The sequence below is a fragment of the Pseudomonas azerbaijanoccidentalis genome, assembly GCF_019145495.1.
Classification (GTDB): domain Bacteria; phylum Pseudomonadota; class Gammaproteobacteria; order Pseudomonadales; family Pseudomonadaceae; genus Aquipseudomonas; species Aquipseudomonas azerbaijanoccidentalis.
In genome coordinates, this window is sequence record NZ_JAHSTU010000009.1 from 174,649 (window position 1) to 200,628 (window position 25,980).

At 59.7% G+C, this 25,980-nt stretch carries 23 protein-coding genes; 8 read left to right on the forward strand and 15 right to left on the reverse strand.

All coding sequences use genetic code 11. The features are described 5' to 3' along the window. Positions 1 to 13: 13 nt before the first annotated feature. The 4 genes from KVG88_RS25310 to KVG88_RS25325 all read right to left on the reverse strand — a co-directional run bounded on the left by KVG88_RS25310 (position 14) and on the right by KVG88_RS25325 (position 4,163). Positions 14 to 1,216 (reverse strand): NAD(P)/FAD-dependent oxidoreductase, encoded by a 1,203-nt coding sequence (locus KVG88_RS25310; RefSeq protein ID WP_217873079.1) that lies wholly within the window; start codon positions 1,214 to 1,216, stop codon positions 14 to 16. A 236-nt stretch (positions 1,217 to 1,452) separates the two neighbouring features. Then, positions 1,453 to 1,827, reverse strand: coding sequence for a response regulator transcription factor (locus KVG88_RS25315; RefSeq protein WP_150701365.1), 375 nt, complete (start codon positions 1,825 to 1,827; stop codon positions 1,453 to 1,455). Positions 1,828 to 1,926: 99 nt separating this feature from the next. Continuing rightward, a complete protein-coding gene (locus KVG88_RS25320) occupies positions 1,927 to 2,580 on the reverse strand; it encodes a response regulator transcription factor (RefSeq protein WP_150701366.1) in 654 nt (217 codons plus the stop codon). 104 nt (positions 2,581 to 2,684) lie between these two features. After that, complete coding sequence (locus tag KVG88_RS25325; RefSeq protein ID WP_217873080.1) at positions 2,685 to 4,163, reverse strand: sensor histidine kinase; 1,479 nt, start codon at positions 4,161 to 4,163, stop codon at positions 2,685 to 2,687. 384 nt (positions 4,164 to 4,547) lie between these two features. On the opposite strand from KVG88_RS25325, the gene KVG88_RS25330 reads away from it, so the two are divergent. Further along, entirely contained in the window at positions 4,548 to 5,522 is a 975-nt protein-coding gene (locus tag KVG88_RS25330) for a LysR substrate-binding domain-containing protein (protein WP_150701368.1), read from the forward strand. On the opposite strand, the gene KVG88_RS25335 is transcribed toward KVG88_RS25330, so the two are convergent. From KVG88_RS25335 to ppk2, 7 genes are all read right to left on the reverse strand, one after another. Next, a complete protein-coding gene (locus KVG88_RS25335) occupies positions 5,498 to 5,926 on the reverse strand; it encodes a nuclear transport factor 2 family protein (RefSeq protein ID WP_150701369.1) in 429 nt (142 codons plus the stop codon). The genes KVG88_RS25330 and KVG88_RS25335 overlap by 25 nt on opposite strands. Before the next feature lie 26 nt (positions 5,927 to 5,952). Next, positions 5,953 to 6,684, reverse strand: coding sequence for an SGNH/GDSL hydrolase family protein (locus tag KVG88_RS25340; protein ID WP_217873081.1), 732 nt, complete (start codon positions 6,682 to 6,684; stop codon positions 5,953 to 5,955). 101 nt (positions 6,685 to 6,785) lie between these two features. After that, the gene (locus KVG88_RS25345; protein WP_217873082.1) at positions 6,786 to 7,100 is read right to left on the reverse strand and encodes a type II toxin-antitoxin system YafQ family toxin; all 315 of its coding nucleotides are present in this window, start codon (positions 7,098 to 7,100) and stop codon (positions 6,786 to 6,788) included. After that, on the reverse strand, positions 7,066 to 7,356 hold the full coding sequence (locus KVG88_RS25350) for a type II toxin-antitoxin system RelB/DinJ family antitoxin (RefSeq protein ID WP_217873083.1): 291 nt from the start codon (positions 7,354 to 7,356) through the stop codon (positions 7,066 to 7,068). The genes KVG88_RS25345 and KVG88_RS25350 overlap by 35 nt, the downstream gene beginning before the upstream one ends. A gap of 421 nt (positions 7,357 to 7,777) precedes the next feature. Further along, positions 7,778 to 8,347, reverse strand: coding sequence for a chorismate mutase (locus KVG88_RS25355; RefSeq protein WP_217873084.1), 570 nt, complete (start codon positions 8,345 to 8,347; stop codon positions 7,778 to 7,780). Positions 8,348 to 8,428: 81 nt separating this feature from the next. Then, complete coding sequence (locus KVG88_RS25360) at positions 8,429 to 8,728, reverse strand: DUF7693 family protein (protein ID WP_217873085.1); 300 nt, start codon at positions 8,726 to 8,728, stop codon at positions 8,429 to 8,431. Between the two features lie 348 nt (positions 8,729 to 9,076). Then, positions 9,077 to 9,994 (reverse strand): polyphosphate kinase 2, encoded by a 918-nt coding sequence (gene ppk2 / locus KVG88_RS25365; protein ID WP_150701375.1) that lies wholly within the window; start codon positions 9,992 to 9,994, stop codon positions 9,077 to 9,079. Between the two features lie 198 nt (positions 9,995 to 10,192). On the opposite strand from ppk2, the gene KVG88_RS25370 reads away from it, so the two are divergent. Further along, positions 10,193 to 11,128, forward strand: a complete 936-nt coding sequence (locus KVG88_RS25370) for a Ppx/GppA family phosphatase (protein WP_217873158.1) — start codon at positions 10,193 to 10,195, stop codon at positions 11,126 to 11,128. Positions 11,129 to 11,146: 18 nt separating this feature from the next. Here the strand turns inward: KVG88_RS25370 and KVG88_RS25375 are convergent, their stop codons facing one another. The 3 genes from KVG88_RS25375 to KVG88_RS25385 form a co-directional block, all read right to left on the reverse strand. Continuing rightward, a complete protein-coding gene (locus KVG88_RS25375) occupies positions 11,147 to 11,839 on the reverse strand; it encodes an RES family NAD+ phosphorylase (RefSeq protein ID WP_150701376.1) in 693 nt (230 codons plus the stop codon). Next, positions 11,833 to 12,237, reverse strand: coding sequence for an antitoxin Xre-like helix-turn-helix domain-containing protein (locus tag KVG88_RS25380; protein ID WP_217873086.1), 405 nt, complete (start codon positions 12,235 to 12,237; stop codon positions 11,833 to 11,835). The genes KVG88_RS25375 and KVG88_RS25380 overlap by 7 nt, the downstream gene beginning before the upstream one ends. Before the next feature lie 108 nt (positions 12,238 to 12,345). Next, positions 12,346 to 13,929 carry a winged helix-turn-helix domain-containing tetratricopeptide repeat protein gene (locus KVG88_RS25385; RefSeq protein WP_217873087.1) on the reverse strand — a complete coding sequence of 528 codons (1,584 nt, stop codon included), beginning with the start codon at positions 13,927 to 13,929 and terminating at the stop codon, positions 12,346 to 12,348. Positions 13,930 to 14,188: 259 nt separating this feature from the next. Between KVG88_RS25385 and KVG88_RS25390 the strand changes: the two genes are divergently transcribed. Then, positions 14,189 to 14,941, forward strand: coding sequence for an SDR family oxidoreductase (locus KVG88_RS25390; RefSeq protein ID WP_150701379.1), 753 nt, complete (start codon positions 14,189 to 14,191; stop codon positions 14,939 to 14,941). Between the two features lie 43 nt (positions 14,942 to 14,984). Continuing rightward, complete coding sequence (locus tag KVG88_RS25395) at positions 14,985 to 15,398, forward strand: cupin domain-containing protein (protein ID WP_217873088.1); 414 nt, start codon at positions 14,985 to 14,987, stop codon at positions 15,396 to 15,398. Positions 15,399 to 15,581: 183 nt separating this feature from the next. On the opposite strand, the gene KVG88_RS25400 is transcribed toward KVG88_RS25395, so the two are convergent. Further along, the gene (locus tag KVG88_RS25400; RefSeq protein WP_217873089.1) at positions 15,582 to 15,974 is read right to left on the reverse strand and encodes a response regulator; all 393 of its coding nucleotides are present in this window, start codon (positions 15,972 to 15,974) and stop codon (positions 15,582 to 15,584) included. Positions 15,975 to 16,416: 442 nt separating this feature from the next. On the opposite strand from KVG88_RS25400, the gene KVG88_RS25405 reads away from it, so the two are divergent. From KVG88_RS25405 to KVG88_RS25420, 4 genes are all read left to right on the forward strand, one after another. Beyond that, on the forward strand, positions 16,417 to 21,534 hold the full coding sequence (locus KVG88_RS25405; RefSeq protein WP_217873090.1) for a trifunctional serine/threonine-protein kinase/ATP-binding protein/sensor histidine kinase: 5,118 nt from the start codon (positions 16,417 to 16,419) through the stop codon (positions 21,532 to 21,534). Positions 21,535 to 21,653: 119 nt separating this feature from the next. After that, positions 21,654 to 22,112, forward strand: a complete 459-nt coding sequence (locus tag KVG88_RS25410) for a lecithin retinol acyltransferase family protein (RefSeq protein ID WP_367616859.1) — start codon at positions 21,654 to 21,656, stop codon at positions 22,110 to 22,112. Positions 22,113 to 22,221: 109 nt separating this feature from the next. Next, complete coding sequence (locus KVG88_RS25415; protein ID WP_217873091.1) at positions 22,222 to 22,866, forward strand: response regulator transcription factor; 645 nt, start codon at positions 22,222 to 22,224, stop codon at positions 22,864 to 22,866. Between the two features lie 169 nt (positions 22,867 to 23,035). Continuing rightward, positions 23,036 to 25,933, forward strand: coding sequence for a sensor domain-containing phosphodiesterase (locus tag KVG88_RS25420; protein WP_217873092.1), 2,898 nt, complete (start codon positions 23,036 to 23,038; stop codon positions 25,931 to 25,933). The last annotated feature ends 47 nt before the right edge of the window (positions 25,934 to 25,980 follow it).

Sequence of the window (25,980 nt, forward strand, 5' to 3'; positions counted from 1 at the left end):
GCCACCATGGTCTTCAGGCCACGGGAATCAACGGGTCGGCGGCGGCCAGTGCAGTGGCACGATCAGCTGCCGGTGGATAGATCCACACGGTGTTGATCTGAGTCTTGAGATCCTTGGCTTCCTTTTTCACCAGTTTCACCTGGCGATCCCAACCTTCGGTGAACACTGCGCCCCAGGCGCCCAGGTCAAGGCAGGTGACGTACTTCGGTTGGCTGTAGGCAATCGGCTCTACGCCCAGCAACTCGGCGGCGACGTTGTTACCGGCGTAACGGCCCAGGGCAATCGCATGCTGGCAGGACATCGCCGCGAAGTTGCCCAGGTCATCGGTCGCGGCGTAAGCCACGTCACCGCTGGCATACACATCGGCATGACCGCGAACTTTCAGGTTTTGATCGACATGCAGGCGGCCCTGATGATCGCGGGTGCCTTGCACTTGCTCGGTCAGCGAGTGGGCGCGGAAACCGACAGTCCAGATCACGGTGTTGGATTCGATGTACTCGCCATCGGCCAGGGTCACGCCGTTGGCATCGACCGCGGCAACGCTGGCGCCGACTTTCCATTCGATGCCCAGATACTCCGAAGCCTCGACGATGGATGGGCTGATGCCTTCGCCCAAGGCTGCACCGATTTTCGGCGAGCGTTCGACCACGATCACACGGATTTTTGCGTTTTCACCGAGCACGGCACGCAGGCGCGCCGGCATTTCGGTGGCGGTTTCGATCCCGGTGAAACCACCGCCGGCCACCACCACGGTGTTGCGGGCGGCAGTCTCGGGTTTGTCTTTCAGCGATTTGATGTGCGCTTCCAGGCGAGTGGCCGATTCGATCTCGTCGACATCGAACGCATGCTCCAGCATGCCGTCGACTGGTGGACGCTGCAGCTTGCTGCCGGCCGCCAGCACCAGTCGGTCGTAAGTCAATTTGCCCTGGATGCCTGCGGCGTTGGTGTAGCTGACAGTTTTGCTTTTCTCGTCGATGGTCTCGGCCGAGCCCTTGACGAATTTCACGCCTACGGCTTCGAACAAGTCGCTCAGCGGGGCCATCATGGTGTGCACATCTGGCTCGTAGAAGCGCGGACGAATGCGCAGTTCGGCTTGAGGAGCCAGCACGGTGATCTCGACGTCATTTCGGTCGTGTTTGTCCAGCAGACGGGCAGCGCTCAATGCGCTCCAGACGCCACCGAAACCTGCACCGATAATCAAAATTTGCTGTTTCATTGTTTTAGCTCCAAAAGAACAATCGAGGGCGTAAATAAGTTGCTTCGATGTAAGCACTACCGCTGTGGCCGATCACTCGCGAAGTCACTCAACAACGCGCAGCAGACGGTTCGGCTTGATCTGGAACAAATGGTATTCGAGAGGTCTGAATCTGACACTGCTACATACGGTCAGCGCGTTTATGACTAAGTATGAAGGCGCTATACCAAGGTGTTAGTGTCAGGAAATATCAGAGGTTAGTTACGCTGATTGAGGACGGTTTCGATACAGGCGAGTAACTTTTCGCTGGAGAAAGGCTTGGGGAAAAAGGCGATCGGCTTCCTTGCACATCGGCCGGGTGGACGCTGTGCATAGGGGTTGCCGGTGATGAAAATCACCGGCAGATGAATGCCCTTGTCCGCCAGTTCTTCATACAGGGTGATGCCGTCCATGTCCGGCATTTGTATATCGGAAATCAAACAGCTGGTTAAAAGCGGGCCATCGGAGAATAGAAACTCGTGAGCCCCCGCGTAAGTTCGCACGGTATAACCACTGGATCGCAATAAACTGTCCAGTGCCATGCGAACGGATTCATCGTTATCGACAACGGCAATCATTGCCTTACTGCACATAGTGGTGTCCTGCCTGGCAACGCAGAACAGGAAAAAGGCTCTGCGCCATCGTTGCAGGATACGCTGTCCTAAAAAGACCCACAGTATACGTGGGTATAGTCACCTGAACGTTGGCTGGGCCGCGATCACTTCAGACATGCGCACCAGATCGGCAAAAGAACGCGCGCCCATTTTGCGCATGGCCTGGCCGCGATGGATCTTCACGGTGATTTCACTCAAGCCGATTTCCCCGGCAATCTGCTTATTCATCAAGCCCGACGCCGCCAGCGCCATGACCGTTTGTTCCCGTGCGGTCAGTGTCTGGTGACGTGCGCGCAAGTCATCGGCGTAGCGCTCGGATTCGCGGCGTTGCTTGTCCCGGCTATGGGCGGCGCACACCGCATCGATCAGGTCTTGCTCGCGGAAGGGCTTGGTCAGGAAATCCACGGCGCCGGCTTTCATCGCCCGCACCGTCATGGCGATGTCGCCGTGGCCGGTGATGAACACGATGGGCACGTTGATGCCGGCGGCGGCCAATTCGTTCTGAAAGTCCAGGCCACTGCTACCTTGCAACCGCACATCCAGCACCATGCAACTGGCCGTGTCGGGACGCTTGTACTTCATGAACTCGGCGACCGAACCGAACAACTCGACCCGCAGGCCGATGGAGCGCAACAGGCTGCCAAGGGATTCACGCAGCGGCGCGTCGTCGTCGACGATGAATACAATGGATTCGTTCGCGGGGATTTTGTTGAGCGGATGTTGTTCGTTCATTGCTGATTCCCTGAGTGTCGGACGCGCAACCGCCCGGCGCAGTATTCCTGGCGAAGGTCGCTACATTAATGGCCAGTCGTGCTGGCGGCATTCATACCTGTGTATTAAATGGCCGCGGCGTAACCCTGATCGTTGGCGACCCGTATCGGCAGGGCAAACAGGAACGAAGTGCCTTGGTTGTTTGCACAGGTCGCCCAGATCCGTCCTTCATGGAAATCGATGATCGAGCGGCAAATGGACAGCCCCATGCCCAGACCGCTTTCCTTGGTGGTGAAGAACGGCGTGAACAATTGCGACAAGACCTCGGCACTAATACCGGGGCCTTGATCGGTGACTTCAAGTACCACTTCGCTGTCCTTCACCGAGGTGCGGATCAACAGCGCTCGCTCACAAGGCTCGACCGCTTCCATGGCCTGGCAGGCATTGATGATCAGGTTGATGATGACTTGCTGCAGTTGCACGCGATCGGCGCTGACCTGACCGCCGAACGCGGCCAGTTCGATGGTCGGGGTGATCTTGTGGTGAGCCAGTTCGTAGCGCACCAGGCTGAGGGTCTCGCTGACGATGTCGTTGAGCGATTCGTTCTGGCGCAGCGGGTCGCTTTTGCGCGACAACGCCCGGACGCGGTGGGTGATCTCGCTGGCCCGACTGGAGCTGGCGATGACCCGGTCGAGCGCCTGGCGTGCTTCGAGCACGTCGGGCTCCGACCGGCCAAGCCAATTGCGGCAGGCTTCGGCACTGCTGGTGATCGCCGCCAGGGGCTGGTTGACTTCATGGGCAATGGACGCGGCCAGCTCGCCCAGGGTCGTCACGCGGGTGACATGGGCCAATTGAGTCTGAGCGCGACACAGGGCTTCGTCGGCCTCTTTGCTGGCCGTCACGTCCATCAGCGCGCCCAGGTATTCATGGCTGCCGAGCGGGGTGGCAAACAGGTGCAAATATTTGATGCGCCCATCTGGCATCAGCAAGCGATGTTTGACCTCGATCAGGCGTTCGTGACGCTTGGCCTTGTCGAAACCGGCGATTACCTGCGGCAGGTCGTCAGGGTGGGTTCGCGCCAGGAACAATGCCATGGAGCAAGGCGCGCCGGCCGGGTATTCGAGTATCCGCGCTGCCTGCTCCGACCAGCCCATGCGGCCAAGGTCTGCGCGAAAACCGAAGCATGCCGTCTGGGTCAGGCGCTGGGCGCCGACCATATAGACTTCCTTGTGGCGCAAGTTGTCGGAGGCTTGTTTGCTGCGCAGCGCCAGAAAAGTAATGGCCGCCAGCACCGACAGGCTGCGCAGTAAGTCGGTGGTCGATTCCCAGCGCTGAAACCCGCCTTGATATAGGCATATCGACGTTAGCATCAGCATGCAGCACAGGGCGACCACGATCACTACGCTGATCGAAAACAGGTTGATCGCCATCAGCATCAGCGCGAGATAAAGCGTGGTGGTGATGAGGTCGGCATGGGTTTCGGTATTGATCACAATCCCGCACGCCACGATCAACCCCATCAGCCACACAAGCAGGTTCTCCAGCGGCTTGAGTCTGAGACTGAGCAGGAGGCGAGAAGTCCTTTGGCCTTTGTTGTACAGCATCTTGCTGCAGGTTCCTTTTAGACTTGGGAGCGCGCTGCGTGTTTGGGCAGGCTTTTTTGTCGGGATTTCGATCATGCGCGCCTCGGATTCTGTACGGGCTGGGAGCGGAGAATCGGTTCAGTATCCTAGAAGCACGGGCTCTCACCCAGTTAGGACAAAAAACCCGAAAAAACTGCCATTTCGGCGAATTTCGCTTCAGGAGAAAGTTACGCAAGTCCTTCAGTAGACTGGTTTTTTTGGTGGGCGGTTATACCGAGGTATCAACGTGCGCACCTAATGCATGATCGCGCTGTCCGCAGGTACGACAGACGTTTTGCACCTGCGGCCATACCCTGTTCAGGCACCTTCCCGAACTCAATGGCCGCGTGCCGGGTAGCGAACCTCATGAACAGAAATGACTTGCGTCGTGCCGACATCAACCTGTTGGTGGTTTTCGAAACGATGATGCGTGAGCGAAATGTCAGCCGCGTCGGCGAAAAGCTGTTCCTGGGGCAGCCGACCATCAGCGGTGCCTTGGGCCGTTTGCGCGTGTTGTTCGATGATCCGTTGTTCATCCGCTGCGGGCGGGTAATGGAGCCGACCACACGGGCCGAGGAAATTTTCGCCAACCTGGTGCCGGCGCTCGACGGCATTGCCGCTGCATTGAGTCGCTGCCAATCGTTCGACCCGAGCACCAGTGAGGCAACGTTTCATGTCGGCCTGTCCGATGATGTCGAATACGCGCTGCTGCCGCGGCTGTTACGGCAACTGCGGGTCGAGGCGCCGAACATCAAGTTGATTGTGCATCGGGTTGATCAGCAGCAGATGTCTCAGAGATTGGCTAATGGCGACATCTCCGTGGGGATCAGCCACACCCTTGATCTGCCGGCCAACGCTCGACGCAAAGCCTTGCGGCCGATCCGGCCGATGCTACTGCGGTTTGATACCCGGACCGGCCCGCTGGGGCTGGACGAGTTCTGTCGGCGCCCTCATGTGCTGGTGTCGCCCATGGGGTGTGACTGCGATGACACCGACCAGGCCCTGCAGCGGTTGGGTCGGCGCCGGCAAGTGGTCCTGACTGTGCCGCAGTTCAGTGCCTTGCCGGGGTTGATGGCGCACAGTGAAATGCTGGCGATCGTGCCGGATTACGTGGCCAAGGCCATGATGTCGGTGGTGGGCGTGAGGGTCGAGGCGGCGCCGCTGCAACTGCCGGCGCCCGAGCTTTCGATGGTCTGGCGCGCCGCGGTGCACGATGATGCCGGTCAGCGTTGGCTACGTTCGCGTTGCAGTGCATTTCTGTGTGAGCCGGTCGAGTTGCAGGTGGTGCCGAAATCTCGACCGGCGTTGCACAGCGATCAGGCTTTGCTGGCGGCCAGGTAGGCGCCGAGGCGTCGACCCATTTCCTCGCCCAAGGCCTGCAAGCCACTCATTGGCCGGACCATGACTTCGAAGTCGACGATTTTTCCCTGCTCATTGAAGCGGATCATGTCGATGCCCTTGAGCTGTTTGCCGTTAACCGTGGCGCTGAATTCGAGCACCACATTCAGGCCATCGGCGGTCGCCAGTTCCCGGTGGTAGGTGAAGTCTTCGAATACCTCGAACACCGTGTTGAGAATCATCGACACCACGGGTGCACCCGGGTATGGCGTGTGCGCCATCGGCGAGCGAAACACCGCTTGCGGGTCCAGCAACGCAGGCAGGTTCTTCAAGTCACCGGTGCGGATCATCGCGTGCCACAGGCTCAAGGACTCTGCGGCTTTGGGCTGCAAATGCAGTTCAGACATATTCAACTCCTGTTTTTTGTTGTTGTTCAAAGTGTGCCTGATGCGGTGTTGCCAAACTGTCGGGCAATGACCTGCGCCGCGTCATCGGCCCAGATGCTGTAGATCGCCGGGCCAGGGTGAAAGCCGTCCCGCGCCATCGAACCCGCTACGGGGGCCAAATGGGTTGTCAGCATCGTACAGCGATCCTGTTGATCCGCCAGTCTTGAAAGTTGCGCATTGAAACGCAACGCACGATGCCCCAGATACCAGCGCAGCGGCTGCGGTAACGCAGGGAACAGGTGCATCGGCGGCAGCGGGGAAATGACGATCAGCCTGACCCCGAACTTGTCGACCAGCACGTCCATCAACTGCTGTTGCCGGGCGATCCACTGAGTATCCGACACGGTGCTGGTGACATCATTGACACCGATCGACAGCAGCGCAACATCGAAAGGTTGCGCGGCGTGTTGTTCGAGCAGTGCCAGCAATGCTTGCGAATCCAGCCCCGACTGCGCCCAAAGCGTCCAGCACACCTGATAATCCCTGGCCAGGCGACTGACCACCTGGCCGCTGAGTGCCTCAGCCTGAGTCGACGCCCCGACACCCGCCGCGGCGCTGTCGCCGAGAATCAACAAACGCAGAGCCTCGCCATTCCCGGCCAAACCTTGGCGCTCACCCGCAGCCTCCGGCAATCTCGGCGTGACCCGCCGCGTATACACCCCCTGCATCAGCAGCACGGGGCCGAGCATGATTTTAGCCAGCACTTCGGTTTTGCTCATGCGAGAGGTCCGGAGAAAGGAGGTGTAGGTTCGCTTAAAAACCGGCCATCAAAAAGCCCCGAATCAATCGAGGCTCGTTGTGCCAATGGCGAGGTGCAGTGTTACTTAAACAGTTCAGAATGACTTCCGATATCAACGAATATAATCAGGTCGGCACGCGAGTGTTCGTAAGTCATCAAGAAGTCACCGCCGATGTGACACTCTCTGAAACCAATCCAATCCCCCGACAATGCGTGATCCAGGTATTGCACTGGTAAAAGCTCTCCAAGAAAAAGCATCACCATCACCTGGCGAACTTCATTCATGTCTCGTCGACCGGCACGCTTGTAACGTTCCCACGACTTCTTGAATTCTGATGTCTGTGCGCATTGCTTGGGTAACTCAGCGCGTTTTTGCCTTTTCTCCGGTTTCGCCATCAATATCCCTCAGCATTTCGTGTACTGAGTCGAACCGCTGACGAATATCTTGTGCCTCAATCATCGCGCGGGCCGTTTTCTCAGAAGGGACGCGTACTTCAAACGGAAGTCCCTGAGTTACTACAACCTGACGAAGAAAAAGACGCATCGCATCACTGATGCTCAGGCCGCAAGCGCTCAAGACTTCAGTAGCACGCGCTTTCAGATCCTCATCAATGCGGCAACGCACGTCTGTAGTTTTCAGCAATGCACCCATGGTAATAACCTCTCTATTGATTTGTAGCTACATTGGCGCTACATCTCGCATTTTGGTCGACGGGGTCTTAGGGGTCAACGTCAGCATGATCGACGGTTAAAGATCTCACCGATCACATGCCGTTTTTCTTCGGATATTTCAAACCTGAAAGCCAGCCATGAATATCAGTCCGATCCGTTTCGCACAGGGGATGCGTCCCGAATCGATGCAGGAAATTGCCGATAGCGTTGGAGGGGGATTAAACGTGTCCAGGGTTCGATGCCCTGTAGCAGCTGGCGCAGCCTGCGTTCGGCTGCGCAGCAGTCGCCAAAGCCAACAACGTGGTGCATCAGGAAACCTGCGCGTGCAGGTTTTACGACTGCTACGCAGCCGGACGCAGGCTGCGCCAGCTGCTACGGGGAATGAGGGATGGGGTGTTCCACTACTGGTCGGTTACGCACAACTCCCCGGTGGCGCGGATCAAGGCTTGGCCGTGCAGGGTGTCCTTGATCAGGCTGGAGCGTTGTTCGGCCAGCCAGTTCGGGCAGTCCGGGTCGACGCGGTAGGGCGTGAAATCGGCGTATTGCTGCAACAGGCGAACTTGGAGCTCATCCAGTTTGGGCCGGAGTTGATTGAGGTCCGGTCGGGGCACGTCAGGTGCCTTGTGCGCCGCTTGCCATTGCGCGATCAGTCCGTATTGCACCAGTTTGTTGGCCTCGATCTGCGCGGCGACCAGTTCAGCTGCTTCGTCCGGATTTAGTTTGCGCTCATTGGCCTGTTTTTTGGCGTTGGCGATGACCAGCGTTTCGCGCGCCGTATCCTGGATCGGCTTGCCACTGTCCCATTTGGTCAGCGCCACCTGATCGGCAATGTTCAGGCGCTCATTGATGGTTGCCAGCAACGGTTGCAACGCGTCGGGGGCCGGGGTGGTGGCCGCAGCGTGGACGCCGCTGGCGAGTAGGCCGAGCAGGGCGCCGCTCAGCAGTTGCGGCAGGCGTGGGCGGTGGAACATAAGCAAACCTCTTGGGCGCGGGATGCACATCAGGTCTTATGTATCACAGCACGGCCCAAAGCACGTAGCCCAACGGTGTATTCAACTTGTTACAGTCGTGGCCAACAGCCGCTCGATCTGCGCCAGCTCCCAGGTGCTGAGCAAACTCACGGGGTCCGTGCCGAAACGCTCACCGCCATCGAATACGCGGCCGTCCGCACTCCGGCAGCCAAGGCAGTGGCGCAGATGAACGCCGTCGACATCCAGGCGCAATCGCCAGCCTTCGATGTCGACGTGCATCAGGCCAGGCTCAGGCTGTTCATCGAGGCGCGTGAGCGCACGCAAGTCCAGGGCGGCATCGCGCAATTGCTGGTAAACCTCACGGGCAGTCAGGGGCGGCACAGGTGTCTCCGGAGAAAAGGCGTAGCAACACAGAATAAACGATCACCCATTACATGTAGCAGTTGGCGCAGCCTGCGTTCGGCTGCGCAGCAGTCGTAAACCCTGCGCACACGGATTTCCTGGCACACCGCATTAGCAGTTTTGGCGACTGCTACGCAGCCGAACGCAGGCTGCGCCAGCTGCTACGGGGCATGGGAGGGCTGAACGGCAGGCAAAGAAAAGCTGCCTCGGAGGGCAGCAGAAAAAAAGCACGCGGTGTATGGCCAGAGTATGACCTGTACAAGATGACAGAACGATGACGGTTGCATGGCCGCCCGGACCCGCGGGTTCGGGCGACCATTGCGGGCCTCAGTAAACCTGCGGCACGATGATTTCCGGCGGCGTGGGGTTGCGCGAATAGTCTTCCTGGCGCACCCGTTGCGGCAGTTCGATGGACGGCATCTCCACTTCCTCGTAAGGCATTTGCCCGAGCAGGTGATGAATGCAGTTCAGGCGCGCCTTCTTCTTGTCGTCGGCCTGCACCACCCACCACGGTGCTTCGGCAATGTGGGTCCGGTCGAGCATGATTTCCTTGGCTTTGGTGTAGGCCTCCCAGCGGCGACGGGATTCCAGGTCCATTGGACTGAGTTTCCACTGCTTGAGCGGGTCATGAATGCGGCTGAGAAAACGCAGATGCTGTTCCTGATCGGAAATCGAAAACCAGTACTTGATCAGCTGAATACCCGAGCGCGCGAGCATCCGCTCGAACTCCGGCACGGTGCGAAAAAACTCTTCGTACTGGTCGGCATTGCAAAAGCCCATAACCTGCTCGACACCGGCGCGGTTGTACCAGCTGCGGTCGAACAACACGATTTCACCCGCTGCCGGCAGGTGCGAAACGTAGCGCTGGAAATACCACTGGGTGCGTTCGCGGTCATTGGGCGCGGGCAGGGCGGCCACGCGGCACACCCGAGGGTTGAGGCGCTGGGTGATGCGCTTGATCACGCCCCCTTTGCCCGCTGCATCGCGGCCCTCGAACAGAATCACCACCTTGTGCCCGGTCTTCACCACCCAGCTCTGCAACTTCACCAGCTCGCCTTGCAGGCGGAACAGTTCGCTGAAGTAGCGGCGTCGTTCTTCCTTTTCGCGGCTGTCGCCGACGTGATCGGCAAACAGTGCGTGAAGGTCGTGGTCGTCCTCCAGCAGCTCCAGTTCCAGTTCTTCGTCGCTGTGATCGAGCAGTTCGCGGTGAATGCGTTGCATCAGGTTGTCATTGCTGGACAGCATGGTCAGAACTCCCGACGACGTTGGAAGTGGCCATGCTAGCCCCGGCGATGTGACGAGCTGGTGACGCAAAGAAGGCAGCGAAATTAATCGCAGTGTCATCGGGGTGTCACTGAAGCCATGGCACCATCCGCGCAAACCGCCATCGGCGGTGTTCACAAGACCCGCCCACGGGCTGCTCCATTTGCCGGGATCCCCACCATGAAAAGCGACACCTCGCTGTTTGCGGCTATCGACCTGGGCTCCAATGCGTTTCGCCTGATGATCGGCCAGCCGCTCAAACGCAGCCAGCAGATCATCGTCCAGGAAGTCAAAACCCTGCGGGAACCGGTTCGTTTGTCAGAAGGTTTGCAGGGCGGGGCGCTGGACGAGCTGGCACTGGATCGAGGCTGGCAAGCCTTGGCACGGTTCGGCAAAAAGCTGCGGGGTTTTGAGTCGGGCCGGGTGCGCGCGGTGGCCACCAGTGCGGTCCGCGAAGCCGACAACGCGCAATTGTTCCTCGCCAGCGCCGAGCGGCACTTGGGGTTTCGTATCGATGTCATTTCCGGGCATGAAGAAGCCCAATTGGTATACGCCGGCGTCGCCCATACCATTCCCGATCCGGCGTGCATGCGTCTGGTCCTGGACATCGGCGGCGGTTCCACCGAATTGATCCTCGGCAAGGGCGCGCACCCTTTGGTCACCGAAAGCATCGCCATCGGCAGCGGCACCTTCGGCGCGAGTTATTTTCCGGGCGGGCTCATCACCGCCAAGGCGCTGCTCGAAGCCGAGCGGGTCGCCACACTGGAGTTTGAAAAGGTCGCTCGACGTTACCGCGCCATGGGCTGGCATCAAGTGATCGGCTCTTCCGGCACCGCACGGATGCTGGCCAAAGTGCTCAAGGCCAACGTCCTGAACGACCACGGTCAAACCGGCATCACCTACGGCGGTCTGCTTCGATTGTCGCTGCGACTGCTGGAAGTCGGGCACGTCAAACAGCTCAAACTGGCGGGTTTGCAAACCCATCGCATGAGCATTTTGCCGGGTGGCCTGGTGGTAATGCTGGCGGCGTTCAAAGTGTTCGGCGTCTTGCACATGACACCGTCCGAACCGGGGTTAAGACTGGGTGTACTGCACGGTTTGATGTCCAGGCACTAGGCCCCTCGGCGAGCCGCTTCAAGCCTCGCTGATCTGGCTGACACTGGTGATCTGGCCGTTCCAGACCATTTCGTAATGGGCGGTCTGGATGATTGATGACACGGGCTTGGGCGTCATCAAAGCCCAGCAAACACCGCCCGGCAGGCGAACCGAGTGATAGCGCAACCCGGGGCAGCGAGCCTTTCTGATCGAGCGGCCCAGCAACCGCGAATGGCTGTAATCGTCCGGTGCATATACCGGATCGCTCATCGGCAGCGCGGTGGCGTCTTTCATGCCCGCATCGACAAATCCGCAGGTCAGCCCGCGAAACACAAAACGCTCGTAGTTCAGGCTCGGCACCTTCGACCAATACAGGCTCTGGTGATGCCGCACCTCGGCCAGTGCGGTCTCCATTGAGTCCGCCAGGTACAGCACCCCAAAACTGCCATCGCTGAACCGCGAACCCGCCGGGTTGACGTGGGTGAACGGTGCCGTCGCGTAAGAACAGCCGGGGATGCCGAACGGGATTTCACGCCGAGGAATCAACTCCAACTGACCCACTTCGTTTTTCAGCCGGGGATTGGTCAGCGCCTGAATCTCGAACAACAGCTCGAACTCATCGGCGTCCGCCACGTCATCGAACAAGGCAATCGGCGGAAACTTCGAATTGACCAGCCGATAAGCCTGTAACGCCTGCCCGGCAAACACCGCCAGTTCAGCCAGCTTCACCACTGCGCCCCCCGCAGCACATCGATGCGCCGGAAGGTTTCGTAGAGCGAAATCATGTCGCCCTGAGCCATGATGTCCAGCGGGCTGCGACCGTTGAAAAACTCGTTGTCATTGGCCATCGACGGGAAGCCGTAGACGTTGTCCGGGTTATCGAACACCAGGCGCAACGTGGCGTGAATATTCAACACAAAACTGATGCGCTGCATCTGGTCCGCGTCCAGCGCCACCGCCCAATCCGGATCCTGCTGCCGCGCGCGGGTGTAGGTGCTGCGTGAAATACGCAGAATGCGACAAGCCTGTTCGCTGCTGGCCTGCCACTTTTCCAGAATGTTCACGGCGGCGCGCAAACCGGTTACGCACTGGTCTTTACTGAAGGCTTGCACGGGGGAGGCGACAGCCATGTTCATTACCTGGATTGATTCTATAGACTCAAAGTTAGTTTTATTGAATCTATAGATCAACGTGGTAGCGACCAGCGGGCAATTGAGCTCTGCGCAGAATCAAGTCCCTTACTCCGGCAAGCCGGCCAGCCGCAATCCATTGGCGAACCGGGCCAGGTCGTCGGCGCGCTGGATCGGCAGCCAGTCCTTGAGATTGGAGATGCGCAACGACGGATCCAGTTCGTGCAGGCGTTGCATCGCCAACGTCGCTTTATCCATGCGCCCGCTGAGGGCGTGACTGGCCGCCACCACGGCCACCGGAGGCAGCAGACTGGGCAGATTCCCCAGGGATTTTTCCGCCCAGTCTGCCGCGGTTTCGAAGTGCCCGGCGAAGAAGTGCGCCAGCGCCATGCCGATTTGCATCCTGAACATTTCCGGGTCCAGCGGACTCAAGCGAACGGCATGATTCAAATCTTTGATGGCTGCGTCTGACTCACCGTGCAGCGCGCGCAGGATCCCGCCCAGGAACCAGGCGGGGGCGAGATTGGGGTTGAGCAGGCGCGCGCGGTCGAGCAGGGCAATGCCGTTATCGACTTCGCCGGCAAGATGGCTCAATGCGTGCCCGCCGCGGGTCAATGCAACAGCGTCATCGCGGCCGAGCGACACCGCCAGGCGCGCCAGCCGTATGCCCTCGGTGATTTCCGCTGGGCGATCGATCATCCAGCCATTGATCTTGCGCCAGAAGTGGCACCACGCGGCCATGCCATAGGCCGAGGCAAATTCCGGGTCGAGTTCGATGGCTGTGTAGAACATCGGCAGCGCCTCTTCGATGGCGTCCCGGGTGCCGCTGTGCAGTTTCGCCATACCGCGCAAATAGTGGTCGTAGGCGTCCAGGCTCTCCGTCGGCTTGCGTTTGGCGCGTTCGATTTCGGCGCGTTCCAGTTGTGGTGCGATGGCGCCGACGACGCTTTCGGCAATTTGGTCCTGCAATTCGAAAATGTTGTCGAGCAATCCTTCGAAGCGCTCCGCCCAAATGTGCGTCCCACTGGTCGCGTCGATGAGCTGCCCGGTGATGCGCACTTTGTTCGCGCTTTTGCGCACGCTGCCTTCGAGCACATAGCGAACGCCCAGCTCCTGGCCGACGCCTTGGGCGTCCACCGCCCGGCCTTTGAAGGTGAAGCTGGAATTGCGCGCGATGACGAACAGCCAGCGGATACGCGACAGGGCGGTGATGATGTCCTCGACAACGCCGTCGGCGAAATACTCCTGCTCCGGATCGCCGCTCAGATTCTGGAAGGGCAGGACGGTGATCGAAGGTTTTTCCGGCAGAGCCAGGCTTGGCGAGGGCGCCTGCCTGACAGGTTCACGTTCGTCGAGGCTGGGCTGTCGCGCTTGGCTATTATTGGCGAGCGTGACCTGCCCGACGAAACGGTAACCCTTGCGGGCGACCGTGCGCACCAGGCGCTGTTCCTCACCGGTATCGCCAATGGCCTTGCGTACCGCATTGATGTGGCTGGTGATCGTCGATTCCGAGACGATCCGGCCGCTCCACACCCCTTCCAGCAATTCATCCTTGCCGACCACGCGGTCGGGGTTGCTGACGAACAACAGCAACAGATCGAAAACCTGCGGGCCAACGGCCACGACGGCGCCATGCAACGTCAGTTCCCGGCGATCCTGATCGAGTACGAAGTCTTCAAACGTGAATTGCACGATGAGCATCTCCTGGCGAGCGGCCTCGACTCCGTGTCCCAGGCAGCTGGCGGTGAATACTTGGGAATGATGATACGGCAGCTCGAAACCGGCTGCACCGACTGCGGCAAGGGTAGCTGGGCGGGCAACAATTGCTTTGGACGTAAATTCAGGCGTTCGCCAAGGCAAACCCAAGACCGGCGCAAGGACTCGACTCGCGTGCACAGGCAATCTGTTCTGCAACGACGCAATGAATGCAGTCGATAAGTGGAGAACACCCATGAAGATCGTCGTCATCGGAGGCTCGGGCCTCATCGGATCCAAGCTTGTGAACACCCTGCGCGAACGCGGCCATGACGCGCTCGCCGCCAGCCCCAGCACCGGCGTGAACAGCATCACCCGCGAAGGCCTGGCCCAGGCGATGGACGGCGCGGACGTGGTGGTCGACGTGGCCAACGCGCCATCGTGGGAAGACCAGGCCGTGCTCGATTTTTTTGAAACCTCGAGCCGCAACCTGTTGGCCGCCGAAAAGGCTGCCGGGGTTCGCCATCATGTGGCGCTGTCGATTGTCGGGACAGAACGGCTGCCGGACAACGGTTACTTCCGGGCCAAGGTCGCGCAGGAACACATCATCAAGGCGTCCGGCATTCCCTACACCCTGCTGCGGGCCACGCAATTTCATGAATTTGTCGGCGGGATTGTCCAGTCGTTCACCGTCGGTGAAGTCGTTCATGCGTCGCCGGCGCTGATTCAGCCCATCGCGTCCGACGACGTCGTCGCGGCACTGGCCGATGTCGTGCTGGCGGCGCCAGTCAACGGCACGGTAGAGGTGGCAGGTCCCGAAGCCTTGCCAATCGATGAGCTCGCCAAGCGCTTCATGCGGGCCACCGGGGACAACCGCAAAGTCGTCCCGGACGTCAATGCGCGCTACTTCGGCTCGGTGCTCGACGACCAGTCGCTGACCGCCGGTAAAAGCGCACGCCTGGGCGCGATCCGCTTTGAAGACTGGCTTGCTCGGTCGACGACCCGCTAACGATCCGCGCCATCACATTCCCACGTACGAAGGAGTAAATGCCATGGTTACCCGAATCCTGTTCGCCGCTGTGTTCGCAGCGCTCTCGATCAGCGCTGCATCGGCCGCTGAGCCGCCCCCCGGCAAAGTGAGCGTCGTGTTCGACCGACCCATTCCCAATCTCCCCGGCAAGAGCATGAAGGGCGTGGTGGTCGAGTACGGGCCGGGCGCCGCATCGCCCGCCCACACCCACCCGAAAACGGCGTTCATCTATGCCACGGTCCTCGAAGGTTCGTTTCGCATCAAAATCAAAGGCCATCCGGAAAAGGTCTACCACGTCGGCGAAAACTTCGTAGAGGAACCGGGTTCCGTGCACGAAGTCAGCGCCAACGCCAGTGACACTGAACCGGCGCGTCTGTTGGCGGTGTTCGTCCTCGACACCGATAAAACACCGCTGGTGACACCGCTCAAAAAGTGAGCCGGACGCTGAGAGTGATCACGCTAAATGCGAGCGCGCTATACCCCCGTATGGTATCGGGGGCATTGCGGCAATGTGCTCGCATCAGGATGCAGGCCCGAAGTTACAACCGGCACGAACGACCACCAGACAGGATGCTTGAGTTCAGGGCGAGGTGAATGGGAGGGAAGGTCAGGCGTATTTTCAGTGGCGCTGGAGGAGGGCGGCTTCGATGCAGTTGAGCAACTTGTCGGCGTCGCAGGGCTTGGGCAGACAAGCCACCAGCTCTGGAGAGTGAGCCCCCGGAGGCGGGGCCGCTGCGGGGTAGGCTGTGATGAAAATCGTCGGGATGTGGTAACCCGTGGCGATGAGTTGTTCGAGCATTTCCACACCGCTCATCCCCGGCATCTGGATATCGGAAACCAGGCAGTGCGTTTTGGTCAAAGCGTTCGCATCGAGGAATTCCAGAGCGCTTCGATAGGTTCGGGTTGTGTAGCCGCCGGATCGCAACAGGCTTTCCAGGGCACCGCGAACGGAATCGTCATCATCGACAATGGCAATCGTGGTTGCAGCGTGCATCGGGGTGTTTTGCGTCATGTGATTGGCTCGTGAATACGCCTGGCGTCATTACACGATACGCGGTCCTGATAGGGGGAAAAGTATATCTATGTATAGGTCGCTAAGATCTAAGTGTTGATGTACTGCGGGCCGTTCGATGACATCGTGGGGGGTGTTCAATCGTTCGCTGTTCGATGTTTTTTCCTTGGCGTTTGGCGATGGAGAGCTAACCTGAATCGACGCAGGCATTACCGGACCTCGTCGAAACCACCGGCCGGGGGAACACATGTAGCAGCTGCCGAAGGCTGCGTCCGGCTGTGAAGCAGTCGTAGAACAGGCGTATGGGGTCTATCTGCCAGACCGCGAGCCATGACTTTACGACTGCTGCGTAGCCGGACGTGGCCTTCGGCAGCTGCTACATGGAATGCGTTGTGGCTTCAGCAAGACACGAACTAGGGTTCCCTTTTCGATGGATAACAACATGCAGATTCTATGGGACGATGGTGAGCGACTCTTCTGTCGCCAACTGCGCTCGGGCGCCGGCGGTGGGAGCAGTGTTCTGGTGGCGCGACCCGCTGCCGAACAACCGCTACCGGCCTGCCTCGGCCGTCTCTCCCATGAGTTCGCGCTCAAAGATGAACTGGAAGGCAGTTGGGCGGTTCGGCCGCTGGAAATGGTGCGCGAAGGCGCGCAACTGCAGCTACTTCTCGAAGACCCCGGTGGCGAGCCGCTCGTGCGGTTGCTCGCGGCGCCCATGGACATCAACTCCTTCCTGCATCACGCCATCGGCATCGCGGTGGCACTGGGCAAGCTCCATCAGCGTGGGCTCGTTCATAAAGACATCAAACCCAGCCATATCCTTGTGAACTGTACTGACGGACAGACTCGGCTCACCGGGTTCGGCCTGGCCTCGCGGCTGCCGCGTGAACGGCAGGCGCCGGAGACCATCGCGGGCACGCTCGCCTACATGGCTCCCGAGCAGACCGGTCGGATGAACCGCTCGATCGATTCGCGCAGCGACCTCTATGCCTTCGGCGTCACGCTTTACCAGATGCTGACCGGTTCGTTGCCCTTCACCGCGACCGACCCCATTGAGTGGGTGCATTGCCATATCGCGAAAAAGCCGCCACCACCGAATTCGCGGGTCGAAAGCGTTCCCGAAGCGCTCTGCGACATCGTCATGAAGCTACTCGCCAAAACTGCCGAGGAGCGCTATCAAACGGCAGCGGGGCTTGAGCATGACCTGCGCAGATGCCTGGCCGATTGGCAGAGCCTGGGCCGCATCAACACCTTTACCCTGAGTGAGCACGGCACGTCCGATCGGTTGCTGATACCCGAAAAACTCTACGGACGCGAACGGGAGGTCGAAACGCTGGTGGCCGCGTTCGGTCGGATCGTTGCAAACGGCGCGGCGGAGTTGGTGCTGGTCACCGGTTACTCCGGCATAGGCAAATCGTCGGTGGTCAATGAACTGCACAAAGTGCTGGTGCCGCCGCGAGGCATTTTCGCCTCCGGCAAGTTCGACCAATACCGGCGCGACGTTCCTTATTCGACGCTGGTACAGGCGTTTCAAAGCCTGGTGCGCACGCTGCTGGGCAAGAACGACGCGGATCTGACGCAGTGGCGTGAGGCGTTGCAACAGGCACTGGATGCCAATGCGCGGCTCATGACCGACCTCATACCGGAACTCAAACTGATCATCGGTGAACCGCCACCGGTCCCGGCCCTTGACCCGCAACAGGCACATCGGCGTTTCCTCCTGGTGTTCCGGCGTTTTATCGGTGTGTTCGCCAGGGCCGAACATCCGCTGGCGCTGTTTCTCGACGATTTGCAGTGGCTCGACGCGGCAACGCTGGATTTACTGGAAGACCTGCTGACCAGCCCGGACATGCGCAACCTGATGCTGGTGGGGGCCTATCGCAGCAACGAAGTGGATGCCGCGCACCCGCTGACGAGCAAGCTCAAAGCCATTCGTGCTGCGGGCGGCAGGGTCGGTGAGATCACACTGGCGCCGCTCGCCAAGGCGCACATCGAGCAGTTGATCGCTGAGGCGCTGCATGACGACATTGCGCACATCGAGCCGCTGGCGCAGTTGGTGCTAGACAAGACCGCCGGCAACCCATTCTTTGTGATCCAGTTCCTGCAAGCGCTCGCCGAGGAACAACTGCTGACCTTCGATCACGAGGCCCGCCGGTGGTGCTGGGACACGGACCGCATTCATGCCAAGGGCTACACCGACAACATCGTCGACCTGATGGTCGACAAACTGGCGCGTCTGTCGAGCGAAACCCAGCAAGCGTTGCAGCAACTGGCCTGCCTGGGGAACGTCGCCACGATCAGCGCGCTTTCGACTGCCATGGGCATGCCCAAGGCGCAGGTCCGCACGGTCTTGTGGGAAGCGATTCGCCAGGAACTGGTCGAGCGACTGGACGGCGCGTATGGCTTTGTCCATGACCGTATCCATGAGGCTGCGTATTCACTGATTCCCCAGGATGCCCGTGCTCGGGCTCATCTGCGGATCGGCCGGTTGCTGGCAGCGCAGACACCTGAAGCCGATCTGGAAGAGGCGATTTTTGAAATCGTCGGTCAGCTCAATCGCGGCGCTGCGCTGATTATCGAGCAGAACGTGCGGGTGCAACTGGCCGGTTTCAACCTGATGGCCGGCCAGCGCGCCAAGGCCTCGACGGCTTACGCTTCTGCGCTCAACTACCTCGGCACCGGTGCGCAGCTATTGCAAGAGGACGGCTGGACTCACCGGCATGAGCTGATGTTTGCACTGGAATTGAACCGGGCCGAATGCGAATTCCTGACCGGGCAGCTATCGGTCGCGGATCAGCGCCTGTCGGCACTGTCCAAACGTGCCGTGACCACGATCGAACGCGCTGACGTCGCCTGCCTGCAAATGGACGTTTATCTGCTGCTCGATCGCAGCGATGGCGCGGTCGCCGTCTGCCTCGGCTACCTGCGACATGTGGGCATCGAGTGGTCGGCCCATCCGAGCGACGATCAAGTGCGCCACGAATATGAACAAATCGGCGCGTTGCTGGGGGATCGGGCCATCGAAGCGCTCATCGATTTGCCGCTGATGAAGGATCCGACGTCACTGGTCACGGTCAACGCGCTGGGCAAGCTTTTCGCACCGGCCTTGCAGACCGATTTCAATCTGTCGTGCCTGTCGATCTGCAAGGCGATCAGCCTCAGCCTGGAGTGGGGCAACTGCGATGCTTCCTGCGTGCTTTACGCCAATCTTTTCAGGGTGGCGGGTCGGCGCTTCGGCGATTATCAGGTGGGGTTCCGCTTCGGGCAGCTCGGCTGCGACCTCGTCGAACAACGTGGCCTGACGCGATTCGAGGCCAGCACCTATCTATGTTTCTCGTGTTTTGCGGTGCGCTGGATGAGGCCCGTGGGCGAATGTCGCGATCTGCTGCGCCGGTCGTTTGCGGCAGCGAACCGCATCGGCGACCTGCCATACGGTGCTTACGCGGGTAACAACCTCACGGCAGACCTGCTATTTGCTGGCGAGCTGTTACCCGACGTGCAAATCGAAGCCGAGCGCGGCCTGGATTATGCGAAGACGGTACGCTTCGGGCTGGTCATCGATTTCATCAACACCCAGCTTGCGCTGATCCGCATGCTGCGAGGCCTGACGGATACGTTTGGTCGCCTCGACGGAGGCAAGTTGAACGAGAGCGACACCGAAGCCCACTTGTCCGGAAACCCGGACCTGGTGCTGGCCGAGTGTCTTTACTGGGTGCGCAAGTTACAGGCGCGCTACATGGCTGACGATCCCGGAGCGGCCATGGCCGCTGCCGCCAAGGCGCAACAGTTACTTTGGGTGTGCCAGTCGTTTTTCGAGGAAGCCGAGTTCTACTTCTTTGACGCATTAGCCCGGGCCGCTTGGTGTGAGCGCCTTCCGGCAGTCGAACTTGGGCCGCACTTGCGCGCCATGATCGACAGTCACAAGCAGTTGCAGACGTGGGCGCAACAGTGCCCAGAGAATTTTGCCAGCAGGGCGGCATTGGTCGGTGCCGAAATTGCTCGGGTGGAAGGGCGTGTCGTTGACGCAGAACAGCTGTATGAGCAAGCCATCGACCTGGCGCAGAAAAGCGGTTTTATCCAGATAGAAGCACTGGCCAACGAACTCGCGTCGCGTTTCTACGCTGCGCGGGGCCTGGGCAAGATTGCCCGGGTCTACTTGCAGGACGCCCGCTACGGTTACCTGCGTTGGGGCGCCGATGGCAAGGTTCGGCAGCTCGACGGCCAATATCCATCGCTGCGGGCCGAGGAACACCCGCTCGATTCGACCACCACCATGGCCACTGCGGTCGAACACCTCGATCTGGCCACCGTACTCAAGGTTTCCCAAGCGCTGTCGGGCGAAATCGTTCTGGAAAAGCTGATCGATACGGTCATGTTCACGGCCATCGAGCAGGCCGGTGCCGAACGGGGCCTGTTGATACTCTCGACCGGTGCCGAACACCGGATAGCCGCGCAAGTGACGACCGCCGACAGCGCAACGCTTTTGCGTGATATCCCGGTCAGTTCGCAACTGTTGCCGGAGTCGGTTCTCTATCAAGTCCTGCGCACCCGCGAAAGCCTGGTGCTCGACGATGCCGCGACCGAAGCAGCCTTCGCCACAGACCCCTACATCCTTGAGCATCACGCCCGCTCGATTCTCTGCCTGCCGTTGATGAATCAGGCCAAGCTGGTAGGCGCGCTCTATCTGGAAAACAACCTGACCGCCCGGGTGTTCAGCCCGGACCGGATGGCAGTGCTCAAACTGGTGGCGTCCCAGGCGGCCATTTCGCTGGAAAATGCCCGTTTGTATCGCGAGGTCGCCGAGCGCGAACGACGCTATCGTGAGGTGCAGGCTGAGTTGTCCCACGCCAACCGTGTCGCGACCATGGGTCAGCTAGTGGCGTCGATCGCTCACGAGGTCAACCAGCCGATAGCCGCCGCCATCCTCAATGCCAATGCGGCCCAACGCTGGCTGAACGCTCAGCCACCCGAGCTTGAGGAGGTGCGGCATGTGCTCAGCCGTCTCATCCTCGATGCCAACCGCGCCGCGGACGTGCTGGGACGTATTCGTCAGCACATCCGCAAAGCGCCGCGACAGAAGGGGCCGGTGGACATCAACGCCGCGATTGGCGAAATGATCGAGTTCACCCGTAGCCAGATCATGAAGAATGGCGTGGTTTTGCACACCCAATTCATGGACGGTTTGCCCCTCATCGAAGGTGATCGTGTAGAGCTGCAACAGGTATTGCTCAACCTGATCATGAACGCGCTTGAGGCCATGAGCGGGACTGCCCAGGCCGAGCGGCAATTACAGATCAGCGTGGTGCCGGGCGATGAGGGCTATTTGCTGGTGAGCGTCGCGGATTCAGGACCGGGGTTTCCCGTGGACAACACCGATCAGGTATTCACCTCGTTCTACACCACCAAACCCACGGGGCTGGGACTGGGGTTGTCGATCTGCCGCTCGATCATCGAAGCCCATGGCGGTCGTTTGTGGGCGGGCGCCAACCCGCCCTGCGGGGCCACGGTTCAGTTCACGCTACCGGTCATACAGGAGGGTGAGCTGTCGGCCAGTGCCTGACTTAATACTTAGGTTTAAGAGGGGCATATCAATGGGTCGAACGAAGTAATCGGATGTACAAATGAAGCTCCGCAACCCCGGCGATACATTAAGCATCAAGGGTTGCGGAGATCTTTATCGTGAAAAGCTCGATAGCCGAAGTGATTGAAAAATATTCAGGGATCCGTGTCGGCCAGACACTCACTGACTCGCCGGTCGGCTCGCATCTGATCAGCCCACGGCGGTTTTACGTTCATCACGGTATTCACCTCGGCGGCGGTCGCATCGCCCATTACGCCGGGTACAGCGGCTCAATCAAGCCGGGGCCGATCGAAGTGACGGACCTGGATGGTTTCGCCAATGGCAGACCCGTCTGGGTACTTCAAGAACAGTGTGAATATTCCAGTGATGAAGTGGTCAGTCGCGCGTATTCAAGAGTGGGCGAGCGCGATTACAGAATCTTCTCCAACAACTGCGAACATTTTTGCAGTTGGTGCACTCGCGGTAGAAGTTACAGCGCCCAGGTCGAAGCGCTACTGCGTTCACCACGACGTTTCTTCTCGATGATTTCTGCGTTGCAACTTTGTTTAGTGGCCTAGTATCAGCCAGGCCCGCCATGCCGCTGCGGCGGCTGCCTGGGTGCATTCCAAGCAAATTTTGACGCTGTGCTACACTTTTTTTTCCGTCATTTTTTCAAGAGTGTCGTGCATGAGCGCACCATCTCGTGAGCCCCAAAGCAATGGTTCAATGGTGTTCGTGGTGGATGACGACGCCTCCATTCGCGATGCGTTAAGTAACCTTTTGCGTTCCGCCGGCATACGCGTTGAAACCTTCGCTTCAACGGCGGAATTTCTAAGCCAGCCGAAGACCGACAGCGCCAGTTGCCTGGTCCTGGATGTACGTCTTCAGGGCAACAGTGGCCTGGACTTCCAGCGGCAACTGGTTGAGTCCAACACCACCATTCCGATTATTTTCATCACCGGTCATGGCGACATCGAAATGTCGGTCAAGGCAATGAAGGCCGGTGCCGTGGACTTCCTGGCCAAACCGTTTCGTGAACAGGACCTGCTGGACGCGGTGTCCGCCGCGCTGCAAACCGACATCAAACGCCGGGAACTTGAACGCCAAACGTCAAACCTGCATGCCGACTACCAATCGCTGACCACTCGTGAGCGAGAAGTCATGGCACTCGCCGTCAAAGGGCTGATGAATAAACAGATCGCCGGGCAAATGAACCTGAGCGAAATCACCATCAAAATTCACCGCTCCCATGCCATGAAAAAAATGCACGCCAGGTCGTTTGCCGATCTGGTTCGCATGGCGGAGGCTCTGGGGGTAGGGCACGAGCGTTAAACGGCGCCGGATAACAAGTCGCCAATAACGGGTTGCCCGTCTCATCGTGGGCACTGAAACGAATAAATTTATTGAAAAAAATCGCCATAAGCTTTAAACGGGAAGCTCACTGGCAAATGGCTAGCAAACAGTCAGTGAGTTTCGCCAGGTTTTGGCACAGGGAGCGCTGATGAGTTTTCGTACACGGATCGACTCCCCGCGGCCAGCGGCCGTTTGTGTAGCAGCTTCAGCTCCACCCAACGATTACCCTGCGACTGTGGGCATGGCCTGCGCCAGCGTCGAAGATTCGATCGAGCAATTGCTGGACGCCGCGCGCAACGGCGCTCATACCCGCGGGTGGGTGTTTTACCGTGCCGGTGAGCAAATGCATTGGGTCGGGCAAGGCGACCCGTCGGCGCAATGGCCCTCGCACGTCGAAAATGAAGAATTCGAAGCCTTTTGCCAGGCCCGGCAGTTGCATCGCTGGCCGACCGGCCGGGGCGAAACTGCGCTGGGTTGGTTGCTTGCCCCGCAAGACGCGGCTGCGGAACCGGCGCTCGCCGAGTTTGCCCTGCGCCTGGGGGTCCAACTCCAGACCAATACCCTGGCCCGCGCGCAGATTACCCAGCGTGTGTTGTATGAAATCACCTACCTGGCCAGCTCTACCCGCGACCGCGCGGTGTTTCTGGTGGGGGTTCACCGCCTGCTGGCCAGTCTGATCGATGCCGAGAACTTCTATCTCGCGCTGTACGACCCGCACACGGGCAAGATCGATTACCCGTATTACGTCGACATCATTGACGTTGATGCGCTGGAGTCCGAAAACTACGAATACCTTGTCCCTTCGCGCCTGTCATTGACTGGCCAAGTGTTGACCAGCGGTCAGCCGTTGCTGATCGATGCTGCGGGGATTCTCGCGGCTCAGGCCGAGGAGCGCTTCTTCTGTGTGGGTGATCGTCCTGAGTTCTGGATGGGGGCGCCGTTGAAAAATGCCTCGGATGAGGTGTTTGGCATGCTGGCGATGCAGGTCTACGACGTTGAGCGTATCTACAGCGCCGAAGACCGCGCGTTGTTTCTGGTAGTGGCGCGCCACGTGGCCATGGCCCTGGGCCGGATTCTGCACCGAGAGGATCTGGAGCAAACGGTGATGCGCCGTACCCTGGAGCTGTCGGCACTCAACGACGCCCTGCGGCAAGAAGTGGCAGACCGTGAGCGCGCCGAGCATCTGCAGAGCGCGCTGTTCCAGATTGCCGAACTGTCGAGCCAGCCCGGTGACATGGCCGAACTGTTTAAAACCTTGCACGGCATCGTCGGTGATCTGCTGTTCGCGCAGAACTTCTACATTGCGCTGTTCGACGACGCGACCAGTGAAGTGACCTTTCCCTACTATGTGGATGAACGGCAGACGATTTGCCCGGCGGCTCGGCGAGGGCGCCGGGGCCTGACCGAGTACGTGATCCGCCAGCGTCGACCTTGCCTGATCGACGTCGGCGAGGCTGAACGATTGGCCGAAACCGGTGAAATCGAACTGGCCCATGAGTCGGTCAGGTCCTGTTCCTGGCTGGGCATTCCCTTGTTCGATGGCGAAGTGGTGCGTGGTGTGCTGGCGGTGCAAAGCTACACCTCGCATGTTTGGTACACCCTGCGTGATCAGGAACTGTTGACGTTCGTGTCACGCCACATCGACACCGCGTTGTCACGCCGCACGGCCGCCGAAGCAATCCATACCGCCAATCTCAAGCTGGAAGCGCGGGTACAGAGCCGCACCCGCGAACTCGATCACGCCAACGCCAAGTTGCAACACGAAAACACCCACGATGCGCTGACCGGATTGCCGAATCGCACCTACCTGCAACAGCGCCTCAACCTGGCCTGGTCACGCTTCGGCAGTCAGGGCGGGCACCTGGCGGTGATGTTCATCGATCTCGACCGCTTCAAAATGGTCAACGACAGCCTCGGCCACCATTTTGGCGACCTGCTGTTGATGCAGGCCGCCCACCGTTTACGCGGTTGCCTGCGCGAAACCGACATGCTGGCACGTCTGGGCGGCGACGAATTTTCGGTGCTCGCCCCAGAAGCGTCGCTGGATGTGGTCATCGAAATCGCCGAACGCATCCTCGTCGCGTTCGACCTGCCGTTTTTCATCAATGGCTACGAAGTTTTTTCGTCCTGCAGCATCGGTATTGTCAGTGCCGATGGTCAGTTCCACCACGAGCCGGCGGACTTGTTACGCGATGCCGATGCGGCGATGTACCGGGTCAAAAGTGCCGGGCGTGACAGCTACGCAGTGTTCAACCAGGAAGTGCGCCGCGAAGTCTCGGACCAGGTCGAGCGAGAAGGGGCCTTGCGCAACGCGCTCAAGCGCACCGATGAATTGCTGCCGTATTTCCAGCCGATTGTCAGCGTTGAAACCGGTGAGTTATTAGCCCTGGAAGCACTGATCCGATGGCGCCAGCCGGGCGGCCGGGTGATCGCGCCGGGCGAGTTCCTGCCGGATGTCGAGGGCTTGCGCCTGATCGGCCGACTGGACCTGTACATGCTCGCCAGCATTGCCGCGATTCTCGCCCGACCCGAGCACGCCAATTGGCCTGCGGTGCACGTCAACTGCTCCAGTTACAGCATGACCCGACCGGACTTTGCCAGTGATGTGCTGGCGCTGCTGGCGCAACACGGCGTCGAGCCATCGCGAATTTGCCTGGAATTAACCGAAGGTGCACTGGTGGCCGAGCCCGAGATTGCCAAGCAAACCATGCAGCAACTGGCAGACAACGGCATGTCAGTGGTGCTTGATGATTTCGGTGCCGGGTTTTCATCCCTGAGCTACGTGCATCAATACCAATTCAGCGGCTTGAAAATCGACAAGTCGTTCATCCTCGAACTGACCACCAGCCCACGCAGCCGCGCCATCGTCCGGGCCATCGTACGCATGGCCGAATCGCTGGACCTGAGCGTGGTGGCCGAAGGCGTCGAGGATCAAGCGACACTCGACCTGCTTCGCGAAATGGGCGCGGGCCAAGCCCAGGGTTACTACTTTGCCAAGCCGATGGGGCTGGAGACGTTGTTGGCGAGTTCGTTGATGGGGCGCTGAGGCGGTCCTGTTACGTTACGTGCACAAAAAACCCGGCTGATCAGGCC